This window comes from Vicinamibacteria bacterium, assembly GCA_035620555.1.
Lineage (GTDB): Bacteria > Acidobacteriota > Vicinamibacteria > Marinacidobacterales > SMYC01 > DASPGQ01.
The window spans coordinates 1-12301 of the sequence record DASPGQ010000302.1; the positions used below are offsets into that span (position 1 = coordinate 1).

Sequence of the window (12301 nt, forward strand, 5' to 3'; positions counted from 1 at the left end):
GACACCCGGATCGGGCAGCGATCGGAGATCCGGATAGCTCACGAGGGCGACGAGGGCGACGAGGAGCCATGGCCAGGGCCTGAGGCAGTAGTGGGCGAGCTGAAACCACAGAGTGGCCATGACCGAGTCGCGCTCGTTGCGGCAGGACGCCATTCGTTGGACGACCCAGCCACCTCCGCCGGGCTCGGAGCCCGGATACCACGACGCCCACCACTGGACGAACAGCATGATGAGAAAGATATCGAGCGGCATCCAGGCCGCTTCCGCCGAGAAATCGGGCAGAAAGCTCAGCACCTGCTCGCCCTCGAAGCGGGATATCAGGGTGCTACGAAGAATGGAGAGACCGCCGAGCCGGGAAATACTGAACGTCGCGAGGAGAATGCAGCCGCCCATGGCTAGCACGAACTGGACGAAATCGGTGACCACGACGCCCCACAGGCCCGATAACGTGCTGTACAGGCCGACGAACGCGAAGAGCGCCAGAACGATCCACCAATCCGCCGATCCCTCGGCCGCCTCGGTGCCCGACAGGACCGTGAACTTCAAGACGTTGAGCATCGCGACCGTGACCCAGCCGACGATGATGGAGTTGACCAGGAGTGCAATGTAAATCGACCGAAAGCCGCGGAGAAAGGCGGCAGGCTTCCCGCTATAGCGAAGCTCCACCAGCTCCACGTCGGTCATCACCCCCGCACGTCGCCACAGCCTCGCGTAGACGAAAACGATGATCATCCCGCCGAGGGCGAAGGACCACCAGAACCAGTTCCCCGCTATCCCGTGTCTCGCCACCAGCGCCGTAACCGCCAGCGGGGTGTCGGCGGCGAAGGTGGTGGCCACCATCGACGTTCCCGCAATCCACCAGGGAAGAGAACGGCCCGACAAGAAGTACTCGTCCAGGCTCGCGCCGGCGCGCTTCCGGTAGTGGAGCCCGACACCGAGGGCGAGTGCGAAGTAAGCCGCGATGATGAGCCAGTCCACCGGAGCGAGCGACATGAATAGCGGGGGATGCTACCATGCCCTCCGGTCCCGAGACTTGGTTGCGGTGTCATCCTCGAGACCAAGGCCTCGAGAGAATTCACTTTCTCGAATTGCAGCTTCTTTTCGCCCTCACGCACTTCCATTAGGAGGAATCATCGTGAGATTTTGGAACGGATCGGAAAGCACGACGCCCGCCGCCATGGTAACGCGCTCGAACCTCGTCGATCTCGGCAGGGCCACGCCCATGGGGCTCGATGAGTTGCGGGCCTTTGGCTGGGGAAATCCCTGTTGCGTGCCATGCGACGTTCCGTAGAGATTCGCGGGCGCGATATGCGAAGAGTGAAGCGCTTTCCGACGTGGATCGCTTTCGGCTCGTGCCTGGCGCTCGGTTATGCCGCGAGCGCGCAGAGCGAGGCGCAACGGCTGACAGTGCACGAAGCTGCCGAGAGCGCGCTCTCCTACTACCCCTCGATATCCGTCTCGGTGGCACGTCGGGAGTCCGCTTTCGAGGCCGCGCGCGAAGCGGAGGCCGAGAGATTTCCGGCGGTCTCTCTCGGTGCCTCGGCGACGCAATACCAGGAGCCGATGATCGTTCATCCGCTCCACGCGCTTACGCCGGGTCAGATCCCGCCCTTCGACCGAACGCTCTTTCAGGTTTCGGGTCAGTTCAGCTACACACTGTTCGATGGCGGCGCTCGATCGTCCCGGATCGAGGCCACCCGCGCGGAAGAGCGCGCCACGGAGGAGCTCGTGGGCGAAGCCGGACAGAGCCTCTTGAGTCTCGTCATTGGAGCCTACTTGCGCGCGCTCGGACTGGCGCAGGCCGTCGACGCCCACGACCGCTCCATCGCCGCACTCGAAGCCGAGCTCGGTCGCGTTCGACAGCTTTTCGATGTGGGTCGGGCGCCCCAGATCGAGATTCTCCGCGCGGAGGCGGCGATCGCCCACGCCGAGGCGGAGCGGGTCGCGGTCGCCTCGTCTCTGGATCGCGCCGAGAGGGATCTCGCACGATTGACTGGTGCGCCGGTGGAAAGAACCCGCGCCACCGGTCTCGCCCCCGTCTCGATGGTCGAATCGTCGATCCCTCCGCGGGGAGAGCTTCGCGACCGAGCGCTCGCCGCGACGCCCGCGCTACGGGCGGCTCGCCAGAGGCTCGACGCGGCGAGCGCCGCCGTGCTCGCCGCGCGGAGTGCCCGCTTCCCCGACATCATGGTAGGCGGAAACTACGTCGACTACGCGAGCGGGAGCGGCGTCAATCAGCTCGAATGGAGTCTCGGACTTCGCGTCAATTATGCGCTGTTTACCGGTGGAGCCATCTCGGGCCGCATCGCTCGAGCCGGGGCCGACGAACGCCGAGCCGCCGAGGAGGTCCGCCTGGTGGAATCCCAGGTCGAGCAGGATCTGGACCTCGCATTGTCGGGTCTGGACGAGGCGCGAGCGCGCGTGCGGAGCCTCACCACCGCCGTCCGCCGCTTCGAGGAGGTCGTTCGTATCGAACGGCTGCGGCTCGTGACCGGCGCGGGCACACAGACCGATTACATTCGGTCGGAGGCGGACCTTCTCGGAGCTCGCGCCGATCTCATCCGAGCGGAATACGAGGTCATCTTTGCTTGGACGGAGCTCTCGCGCGCGACGGGCGAGCTCGATCTCGAGTGGATCGAAAGCCATTTGAGGAGCGCGCCATGAAATCGAGGGCGCGAGCTGCCTTGGTTCTGATCGTGTTGATTGCGGGGGGCGTCTGGGCGGTGCTCCGATATCTGTCTCCTCGAGAGGAAGCCACGAGCGACGTCCTGTTCGCTTCGGGAACCGTCGAGGCGACCGAGGCCCATCTGGGTTTTCAGGTCAGTGGCCGCCTCGAGAGCATCGCCGTTCGGGAAGGAGACCGCGTGGCCACCGGGGAAGCGTTGGCCGAGCTCGATCGGACGGAGATGCTCGCGCGTCGCCAGGAAGCGGAGGCGCGCGTCGCCGCCAGCCGAGCTCTTCTTCGTGAGCTCGAAGGCGGTTTTCGACGCGAAGAGGTGGAGCAGGCGAAGGCCGCGAGAGACGCCGCTCGGGAACGTCTGGGCGATGCCGAGCAGGATCTCGACCGCACGAAGAGGCTCTACGAGGGAGGCGCCGTCAGTCGCGAAGCCTACGACAAGGCGCTTTTGGGCCTGGAGCTGGCTCAGGCGCAGCTGACTCAGGCGGCGGAGCAGTTGAGCCTCCTCGAAGCGGGGCCGCGCCCGGAGAAAGTCGAGGCGCAGCGGGCACAGCTCGCCCAGGCGGAAGCCTCGGTTCGGGCCTTGGATGCGTCGATCGACATGATGAGGATCGTCGCCCCTTTCGGTGGTGTGGTAACCGTGCGACACCGAGAGGCAGGGGAGATCGTCGCGCCGGGGACCGCCGTTCTCACCGTGATGAACTCCGATGACCGATGGGTTCGCATCTACGTGAGGGAAGACCGCATTGGTGCGGTGAAGATCGGGATGGCCGCCGAGGTGTCTTCCGACACCTATCCCGACAAGAGCTACCCCGGTCGAGTGAGCTTCATCGCCTCCGAGGCGGAGTTCACGCCCAAGAACGTCCAAACGACCGAGGAGCGAGTGAAGCTCGTCTACGCGGTCAAAGTGCATATCACCGAAGACTCGGACTTCGACCTGAAGCCCGGAATGCCCGCTGACGTTCGTTTGCGGGGAACGCTTCGATGAGCGAGGTCCCCGCCGTTTCGGTGGAAGGTCTCATGAAGCGGTTTCGGACCACGATCGCCATCGACGATATCGGGTTCACGGTGCGCCCCGGCGAGCTCTTCGGCTTGGTGGGTCCAGACGGTGCGGGAAAAACGACGACCCTCAGGGTGCTGGCCGGCGTGCTTCCGCCGACGGGAGGGGACGCCTCGATTCGCGGGATCAGCGTGGCTCGGGATCCCGAGCGGGTGAAGCACGAGATCGGCTACATGTCGCAGCGCTTCGGCCTCTATGCCGATCTCACCGTTCTCGAGAACCTGATGTTCTATGCGGACCTCTACCAGGTTCCCCGTGCGGAACGTCCCGCTCGCTTGAAACGTCTCTTTCACTTTTCCAACCTCGAGCCATTCCGGGATCGCCTCGCGGGGAAGCTTTCGGGCGGGATGAAGCAGAAGCTCGGATTGTCCTGCGCCTTGATCCATGAGCCCAAGGTCCTGTTACTCGACGAGCCGACGTTCGGAGTCGATCCGATCTCGCGTCGAGATCTCTGGCTCATCGTGCACGAGATGGTGGCCCGTGGAGTCACCGTCGTGGTGAGCACGTCGTATCTGGACGAGGCGGAGCGATTCGACCGCCTCGCGCTACTTCACCGGGGAAGGGTACTCGAGATCGGAAGCCCCGCGGATCTGCTCGGACGGTTCTCAAGCGAGCTTCTCGAGATCCGGGTGGATCGTGTCCGGGAGGCGCGTCAACGAGCCCTCGAGGTGCCGCGAGTCGAGGGCGTCGCCGTCTTCGGAGGCGTGCTTCACGTAGCGGTGCCGTCGGCCGTTGAGGACGGCCCCGTCCTCGTTTCGGCTCTCCGCCGCGCGGGCTTTTCCGTGGAGAGCTCGGAGCCCATCTCTCCGTCTCTCGAGGACGTCTTCATCGAAGCGGTTTCCCGAGCGGAGAACGGATGAGCCCGGGGCAGGGAAATCCCGCGGTCGTAGCCAACGACCTCACGAGGGTCTTTGGCGATTTCGTGGCGGTGGACCGGATCTCGTTCGAGGTCGGCGAAGGAGAGATTTTCGGTTTCCTGGGTCCTAACGGAGCCGGAAAGACGACCACGATCAAGATGCTCGCCGGGCTTCTCATGCCCACATCGGGGAGAGGCACGGTGGCGGGGTTCGATGTGAAGACCCAGGCCGAGGCGATCAAGCAGAACATTGGTTACATGTCGCAGTTGTTCTCCCTGTACGGCGATCTCACCGTGGACGAGAACGTCTCGTTCTTCCTGCGGCTCTATGGGGTGCCGCGGGCTCGACGGTCGGAGCGCCATGACTGGGCTCTGGAAATGGCGGGGCTCACGACGCACCGCAAGCGGTTGACGGCCGAGCTCCCACTCGGCTGGAAGCAGCGGCTGGCTCTTGGCTGCGCCGTCCTGCACGAACCGCCCATCTTGTTTCTCGACGAGCCTACCTCCGGCGTGGATCCGATCTCGCGACGCAGCTTCTGGGACCTCATCTACCGGCTCGCCGAGCAGTCGACGACCGTCTTCGTCACGACCCACTACATGGAAGAAGCCGAGTACTGCGACCGTCTCGCCCTCATGAACCGGGGCCAGTTGATCGCGCTCGATACGCCGCTTCGTCTCCGAGATCAGACGAAAGAGCCCATTCTCGCAGTCCGCGTCGACGATGCCCCGAGGGGAGTCGAAGCGCTCCGGGAGGCTCCCGGAATTCTCGACGCCGCCCTGTTCGGTCGGGCGCTTCACGTTACCGTTTCGGACCTCGACGAGGCGCGCCGCAACATCGTCGACCGGCTCCAGTCACATGGGATTCGGCTCTACGGCATGGAGCCGATCACGCCATCGCTCGAGGACGTGTTCGTCGCTCGGGTGCGTCGCGCCGGCGGCGCCCCCGTCGATTGAGGAAGGGATGAACCGGACTCGACTTCTGGCGGTGGCCCGAAAGGAGGTTCTCCACCTCCGGCGCGACAGGCGAAGTCTCATCCTGGCGTTCCTGCTCCCCGTGCTTCTCGTCATCCTCTTCGGATATGCCATCAGCTGGGACGTGAAGGACATCGAAACCGCGGTTCTCGACCACGATGGATCGGGGAGAAGCCGTGAGCTCCTGAACGCTTTCTGGTCTTCGGGCTACTTCAGGCTGGTTGCTCGCCTGGAACGCCCATCCGAGATCGACGCCCTGCTGGACCGGGGAACGATACGGATCGCTCTCGTCATCCCGCCCGGTTTTGCCTCCGATCTCGACGCCGGGCGTACCGCGCAGATTCAAGGGATCGCCGACGGCACCGACGCGAATACGGCCACCATCGCTTTGGCCTACGCCCGCGCCATCGTCCGGTCTTACTCGAACCGCATACGAGTCGCCGGATCGCGGGCTCCACCGATCGAGTCGCGAACCCGCGTCTGGTACAACGAGGATCTCTCGAGCAAGAACATGATCGTCCCCGGCCTCGTGGCGGTCATCATGACGATCATTGCCGCGATGCTCACGTCACTCACGATCGCCCGGGAGTGGGAGCGTGGGACGATGGAGCAACTCGCCGCCACACCAGTGAGTCGCCTCGAGGTCGTCGTGGGAAAGCTCCTTCCGTATCTCGCCATCGGCCTTATGGACGTCGTGGGCGTCAGCCTGGTGGGAGTGTTTCTGTTCGGTGTTCCCTTCCGGGGGAGCGCGGCCCTGTTGATGATGCTTTCCCTCGCTTTTTTGATCGGCGCTCTGGGTCTGGGGATGTTCATTTCCGCCGTGGCCAGGTCCCAGCTGCTGGCGACGCAGCTGGCCATGGTGGCGACTTTCCTCCCTGCGTTCCTCCTCTCGGGCTTCATGTACGACATCGCCGTCATGCCCAAACCCTTGCAGGCGTTCACCTATCTGGTACCGGCGCGCTACTTTCTCGTGGTGACCCGGGGCATTTTCTTGAAAGGAGTGGGTATCGAGGTGCTCAGGGTCCAAGGGCTTCTCATGATCGTCTTTGCGGTGATCGGCCTCTTCGCGGCGACGATGGTTTTCAAGAAGGAGCTTTAATGAAGTCACGGTGGCGCCACCGTCTCGAGAGAATCGGCGGGATGGTGGGAAAGGAGTTTCGGCAGATCTTTCGCGATCCGCGGATGGCTCGCGTCATCGTCGTCGCCCCGGTCATCCAGCTCCTGGTGTTCGGCTACGCGGTTTCCACCGACGTCGACGAGATCGCCACGTTTCTGGTGGACCACGATCGCAGCCGGGAGTCCCGGGAGCTCGTAGAGGCGCTCACCGCTTCCGGTGCTTTCGAAGTCGTCGGCCGCTCCGACCGGTCGGGGGATCTGGTCCTGGCCCTCGACCGCGGTGACGCCGCCGTTGGACTGGAAATTCCCGCTGGGTTCTCCACGGCGCTTCGTACCGGGAGCGGCGCCCGGGTGCAGATTCTGCTCGACGGCACGAGCTCGAATACCGCCTCGGTAGCGCAGAGCTACGCCGAGCGTATCGTTCAGGAGTTTGCTCTCGGTCGGACCGTTCCTGTCTCTTCGGCCGCGATCGATTTCCGCGAGCGCCCCTGGTTCAACCCGAATCTGGAGAGTCGGGACTACAACGTGCCCGCGGTGGTGGGCGCTCTCATCCTGCTGGTTTGTCTGCTATTGACGTCCCTGGCCGTCGTCCGGGAGAGGGAGATCGGCACTCTCGAGCAGCTCAACGTCACCCCCCTTACGCCGGGCGAGCTCATCGCCGGCAAGACGATTCCTTTCGCCGTGATCGGGCTCGTGGATCTCAGCCTCGTCACCGCCGTCTCCATCCTGTGGTTCGAGGTGCCTTTCCGCGGGAGTGCTGTGCACCTGCTGGCGGCCAGTATTCTCTATCTGTTGTCGGGCCTCGGCCTGGGCCTCCTCATCTCGACCGTCTCGTCGACTCAGCAAGAGGCGTTCATGGCCAGCTTCTTGATCTTTCAGCCCGCCATTCTTCTATCGGGCTTCATGTTTCCGGTGACCAGCATGCCCGAGATATTCCAGTGGGTCACTCTGCTCAATCCCGTGCGCCACTATATCGAGGTAGTCCGTGCCGTGTTTCTCAAGGGCCCTTCCATCGAGGCGCTCTGGACACAGTACACGGCGCTCTTACTGATCGGGGGGACGCTTCTCTGGATCGCCTCGAGGCGGTTCCAAAAGACGGCGCGCTAGTCAGCAGGCTGATGAAGAAGTACCGCCCAGCCTGCCGAGCGGCGCCCAAAACGTCTGCCGCGAGATCGGCGCGAAGCGCCGCAAAGGCCGAGCCGTGGCGCCCGGGCGATTGCGGGTCCCGCCACGGCACTCAGCACTCTAGAGTGCCGTTCATACTGCGACCGGAATGCTAGGATAGCGACGCGAGGCAGGAAAGTGGAGCTCGACCTGGTCGTTCGCAATGGAAACGTCGTGACCGCCACCGAGGAGGTCTTCTGCGATATTGGCATCGCGGGAGGCAGGATTGCCGCGATCGCGAGGAAGCTCGACTCGGGCCGACGGGAGATCGACGCCGAGGGTCACTACGTCTTTCCGGGAGGCATCGACGGCCACTGTCACATCGAGCAGCTGTCCTCGTCTGGTCTCCGATGCGCCGACGACTTCTACACCGGCACCGTTTCCGCCGCGTTCGGGGGAACGACGACCGTCGTCTCGTTTGCCGCCCAGCATCGCGGCGATTCGCTCAAGAGAGTGGTCTCCGATTACCACGCGCGCGCCAAGGCGAAGGCCGTCGTCGACTACGCGTTCCACCTGATCCTCTCGGATCCTACCGAGACGGCGCTGCGCGAGGAGCTTCCCGAGCTCATCCGAAACGGCTACCCCTCGGTAAAGGTGTATACGACTTACGATCGCCTGCGACTCGACGACTACCAGATCCTCGAGGTTCTCTCGCTCGCCCGGCGCGAGGGCGCTCTCACCATGGTGCACGCCGAGAACCACGACATGATCCGCTGGCTCACCGAGCGGCTTCTCTATCGAGGGGCGCGGGTGCCGGGTTACCACGCCGTTGCCCATCCGCGGCTCGCGGAGAGTGAGGCGGCGTCACGCACCATCGCCCTGGCGGAGCTCGTCGATGCGCCGATCCTGATCGTTCACGTTTCGTCCCAGGAGGCGCTCGCGGCGATCCGGCGAGCGCAGGAACGCGGGCTCAAGGTCTACGCCGAGACCTGCCCTCAGTACCTCTTTCTCACCGCGGAAGACCTCGGCGGGGAAGGCATGGAGGGCGCCCGGTTTTGCTGCAGCCCGCCGCCCCGGGACGAGAAGGATCAGGAGGCGATGTGGCGCGGGCTTTCGGATGGAACATTCCAAATTCTCTCTTCCGATCACGCTCCCTATCGATTCGACGAAACGGAAAAGGGCGCAAACGATTCCGTGGCACGTTTCGACGAGATCGCAAGCGGCCTTCCCGGCCTCGAAGTGCGCATGCCCTTGCTCTTTTCCGAGGGCGTGAGGGGAGGGCGAATCGACATCCACCGATTCGTCGAGCTGACGTCGACGCGAGCGGCCAAGCTCTACGGAATGTTTCCTCAAAAGGGAAGCATCTCGATCGGGGCCGACGCCGATCTCGTCATCTGGGACGCCGAAAGGGAACTGGTCATCGAGAGCGCCAAGTTGCACGACAATGCGGGCTACACACCCTATGAAGGGCGCCGGGTGACCGGTTGGCCCATTACGGTGTTGAGCCGCGGGAGGGTCGTCGTCGAAGATAACACGCTCCAGGTCGAACGGGGCTCGGGAGCGTTCGTCGCGCGGGAGAAACCCGCGGCCGCCGATCCAACGGGTCGTCCGGTACCCGAGCGGCAGCTCGCCCGGCGCTTGGGCACGTCGGAGGCCTGGTGAGCACCTAGGGCGATACTGTCTTTGTAGCCTGGTGTCGTCAGCAAAGAAGTATCGCCTATTCGTCGTCCAGACGGCGCAACTCTTTCAACGCTTGGGCGTGCGTTTCCAGGAAGAGAATGTCCTTGGGACGTCCGACTTTCATCTTGGACGCGATGATGTGGCTCAGTCGGGCCACCGGCACCTCGACCCCCTCGACAAAGAAGACTCGCCGTTCTTCCCAAACCTCCTCGAAGTCGAAGCCCGCCATTACCGGGGTCAGGTCGATCTCGAGTCCTCTGCCATCGCTAGCGCGGCTGACGGCCCCCAGCTCAATCATCCGTTTGGCGAGTAAGTCATCACGGGGGAAGTCCAGCGGCTCGTCGCCCGCCCGTAAGTCCAGTCCGGTTGATTCACATAGGCTCCAGATGCTCACGAGATTCGCCGCGTCGTTCGGCACGAAGAGGTGGCGGTCCAGGGTCGTGAAAAGAGTGGTTCCCGATGCGGCGTAATAGTTGGCGCCCCACGCGCCAATGACGACGAAGCGGCTGTGTGGCTCCTGAAGAGAGGACACCAATCGAACGAAAGTATCCACCGCTTTCAGCGGATTCGCCGAGCTTTCTCGAAGTGCCGGAGTGATTCTTCGAGCGCCGCTGCGACCCAAGTTTTGTCGGTCCCGCTTTGGTTCTCCGGCAGACTCTCGACCCGCCCCAAACGCGCCAGGTAGTCGTCACGCAGCGGAACGTCCGGCTCGCCCGGTCGAGGCTTCTTGACGAAAGCAACCGACTCTCGATCGTCGCATCGCATCGAGGAAATTGTAGCACTCGGCATCGGCGGCTACTCATGAAGACTTCGAGTGTCCATTGGTCGAAGGCGTTCCTGAGGAGACGAGCTCGCCTGGTTGTTTCATGGCGGATGGGCGAATCGACTCTGCACCATGATGCAGGCATCGGCGAGATAGTTGAACCCGTTCGTTTGCAGGAATTCGAGGACCTCCGGGCTCTCCGCGCCCGGCTGGAGCCAGACGTTTCCGATTCCCAGCTCCAGACAATGTCGCACGACGAGGGCGGTCTCGGAGGGCGGTACGACGACGTTCACGATCGTCGGAGTCTGCGGAAGATCCCGCAGGGTCCGGTAAGCCCGGTCACCGTCCACGGCATCCCGACTCCGGTTAACGGGAAAAACGGTATAGCCCTTGCGCTTCAGGTCGCGGTAGATGATGTAGCCGTACTTGCGGGGATCATCCGTCGCTCCTACGACGGCGACAGTGGTATCCGGAAGGTCGAGGAGATCGACGATATCCTTCATGGTCCGATTGTACTCCGAGCTCGCGTTATCGGTGCACGGCGGCGTAGAGTACTCGGGCTGCGAGAAATCAAACAAACGAAGCAAGGAGGCTCAGATGAGGCGATCCACATTCACCCGACGCCGGCTCCTGCAGGGGATTCCGCTGGTGCTGATCCGCGGGAAAGCCTCGAGGAAGGCCCCGAAGGATTCCGACCGAGAGCAGCTCGAGAAGATCCTTGCCCGCCATGGAAGCGAGCTCGGCGACGTCCGGACGGTGGGGAGGTAGGACGATGGCGATATTCGAGGTCGAGAGCTGGCTGGTTGCCGAGGGCAAGGAGCGCGAACACGAGGAAGCGATGCGGCAGTGGCTAGGCTGGGTGCGAGAACACCGCGATCTCTTCCAGGAGTGGAAGAGCGTCCGCTACTTTGAGAAATACGTGGCCGGTGAAGAATCGGGTCGCCATCTGGTCATTTGGGAATACGAAAGTCTTTCCCAGTTCGAGGCTTACAAAAAGAAACGAGAGGGGTACACGGGCCCCTACGCCGAGTACAAGGAAAACGATCCGTATTACAAGGGCGTCTTCAAGCACGATCGGATGAAGATGGAGTTCTGGCGAGACCTGGAGCGAGATCTCTGGATCGAGTGAGGACCCGCTAGGGGCTTATTGTGAGGCGGTTCTCGAACTGGATGACGCCGAACGTGCTGCGGGCGATGGACTCCGCCTGGCGCTTCTCGATCCGGTTTCGTACCGCACCCGTGAGGATCACGTTTCCCTTGTTCACGATGATGTGAATCGGGGGGTGGGTGCGATTGGCGTAGGGCACGAACAGGTCGTTGCCGTAGATGTTGCGGAACAGGACCTCTCGGAGCCTGTCGTCGGATTGAGAGACGGGCAGGACCTCGATCGAGCTCTGGAGCTCACGGACGCCGAGGACTCGGCCAACCCGCTCTTCGATCTCGTCTTTCTTGAACGGCATCGTCACGTAACCGCCGAGGGTGACCACACCCTCGTCCTCCAAAGTGAACGTGATGTCGTCGAAGACCGTGTAATGTGGGTAGGTGAGCACTCGGTCGACGAGGTCGTTGGCGAAATTCTCGTTGCTCTCCGGGGCGGCCACTTCGAGCTCGCTCTCCACCGCCTCGACGCCGTCCACTCCCAGAGCCACCTCGATGGCCTTCATCTTGGAATAGGCGTTACGCGCCTTGCCGATCAAGACCACGGCGCCGTTTCGGATCTGGACGTCGGCGACGTCGTCGGCGAGGTTCTCCTTTTTCAGCGCGTCCCAGACCGCTTCGATCACCTGCTGGTCTCGGGCGTCCTGCGCCCGGGTCGTCGCCCCGCTCACGAAGACAAAGGCCACGACCAGCAAAATCCCTGCGCGTATCATCTGTCGTTCTCCTCGCGCGCATTCTAGCGCGACGCGCTTGCCATCGGATCGCCGGAGGGCTATGTTGAGCGGCCATGGGATCCAGCAAGAGCTACTGGCTCATGAAGAGCGAGCCCGACGTATTCGGCATCGACGACCTCGAAAGAGACGGGACCACCCACTGGGACGGCGTGCGGAACTTCAGGGCGAGAAACTACATGCG

16 protein-coding genes are annotated in these 12301 nt (G+C 63.3%); 11 read left to right on the forward strand and 5 right to left on the reverse strand.

Annotation, left to right across the window (positions count from 1 at the left end):
* Positions 1-993: sodium:proline symporter (locus tag VEK15_12275; protein HXV61466.1), on the reverse strand; the 993-nt coding region annotated here is incomplete at its 3' end.
* 142 nt (positions 994-1135) lie between these two features.
* On the opposite strand from VEK15_12275, the gene VEK15_12280 reads away from it, so the two are divergent.
* From VEK15_12280 to hydA, 8 genes are all read left to right on the forward strand, one after another.
* The gene (locus VEK15_12280) at positions 1136-1291 is read left to right on the forward strand and encodes a hypothetical protein (GenBank protein HXV61467.1); all 156 of its coding nucleotides are present in this window, start codon (positions 1136-1138) and stop codon (positions 1289-1291) included.
* Positions 1292-1308: 17 nt separating this feature from the next.
* Entirely contained in the window at positions 1309-2664 is a 1356-nt protein-coding gene (locus tag VEK15_12285) for a TolC family protein (GenBank protein HXV61468.1), read from the forward strand.
* Complete coding sequence (locus tag VEK15_12290) at positions 2661-3665, forward strand: efflux RND transporter periplasmic adaptor subunit (GenBank protein ID HXV61469.1); 1005 nt, start codon at positions 2661-2663, stop codon at positions 3663-3665. Before VEK15_12285 ends, VEK15_12290 begins: the two co-directional genes overlap by 4 nt.
* The gene (locus VEK15_12295) at positions 3662-4597 is read left to right on the forward strand and encodes an ABC transporter ATP-binding protein (protein ID HXV61470.1); all 936 of its coding nucleotides are present in this window, start codon (positions 3662-3664) and stop codon (positions 4595-4597) included. The genes VEK15_12290 and VEK15_12295 overlap by 4 nt, the downstream gene beginning before the upstream one ends.
* Complete coding sequence (locus VEK15_12300; GenBank protein HXV61471.1) at positions 4594-5547, forward strand: ABC transporter ATP-binding protein; 954 nt, start codon at positions 4594-4596, stop codon at positions 5545-5547. Before VEK15_12295 ends, VEK15_12300 begins: the two co-directional genes overlap by 4 nt.
* Before the next feature lie 7 nt (positions 5548-5554).
* Positions 5555-6664, forward strand: coding sequence for an ABC transporter permease (locus VEK15_12305; protein ID HXV61472.1), 1110 nt, complete (start codon positions 5555-5557; stop codon positions 6662-6664).
* Complete coding sequence (locus VEK15_12310; protein HXV61473.1) at positions 6664-7788, forward strand: ABC transporter permease; 1125 nt, start codon at positions 6664-6666, stop codon at positions 7786-7788. Before VEK15_12305 ends, VEK15_12310 begins: the two co-directional genes overlap by 1 nt.
* A gap of 195 nt (positions 7789-7983) precedes the next feature.
* Positions 7984-9447, forward strand: coding sequence for a dihydropyrimidinase (gene hydA / locus VEK15_12315; protein ID HXV61474.1), 1464 nt, complete (start codon positions 7984-7986; stop codon positions 9445-9447).
* Between the two features lie 55 nt (positions 9448-9502).
* Here the strand turns inward: hydA and VEK15_12320 are convergent, their stop codons facing one another.
* The 3 genes from VEK15_12320 to VEK15_12330 form a co-directional block, all read right to left on the reverse strand.
* Positions 9503-10018, reverse strand: coding sequence for a hypothetical protein (locus VEK15_12320; GenBank protein ID HXV61475.1), 516 nt, complete (start codon positions 10016-10018; stop codon positions 9503-9505).
* 5 nt (positions 10019-10023) lie between these two features.
* On the reverse strand, positions 10024-10230 hold the full coding sequence (locus VEK15_12325; protein HXV61476.1) for a hypothetical protein: 207 nt from the start codon (positions 10228-10230) through the stop codon (positions 10024-10026).
* A 99-nt stretch (positions 10231-10329) separates the two neighbouring features.
* Positions 10330-10731 carry a CoA-binding protein gene (locus tag VEK15_12330; GenBank protein HXV61477.1) on the reverse strand — a complete coding sequence of 134 codons (402 nt, stop codon included), beginning with the start codon at positions 10729-10731 and terminating at the stop codon, positions 10330-10332.
* Between the two features lie 94 nt (positions 10732-10825).
* On the opposite strand from VEK15_12330, the gene VEK15_12335 reads away from it, so the two are divergent.
* Together VEK15_12335 and VEK15_12340 are read left to right on the forward strand one after the other, a co-directional pair.
* Positions 10826-10996, forward strand: coding sequence for a hypothetical protein (locus tag VEK15_12335; protein HXV61478.1), 171 nt, complete (start codon positions 10826-10828; stop codon positions 10994-10996).
* 4 nt (positions 10997-11000) lie between these two features.
* On the forward strand, positions 11001-11357 hold the full coding sequence (locus tag VEK15_12340) for a hypothetical protein (GenBank protein ID HXV61479.1): 357 nt from the start codon (positions 11001-11003) through the stop codon (positions 11355-11357).
* A 7-nt stretch (positions 11358-11364) separates the two neighbouring features.
* On the opposite strand, the gene VEK15_12345 is transcribed toward VEK15_12340, so the two are convergent.
* A complete protein-coding gene (locus tag VEK15_12345) occupies positions 11365-12099 on the reverse strand; it encodes a BON domain-containing protein (GenBank protein HXV61480.1) in 735 nt (244 codons plus the stop codon).
* Between the two features lie 74 nt (positions 12100-12173).
* On the opposite strand from VEK15_12345, the gene VEK15_12350 reads away from it, so the two are divergent.
* Positions 12174-12301, forward strand: a 128-nt coding sequence (locus VEK15_12350; GenBank protein ID HXV61481.1) for an EVE domain-containing protein, incomplete at its 3' end; no start/stop codon positions are given.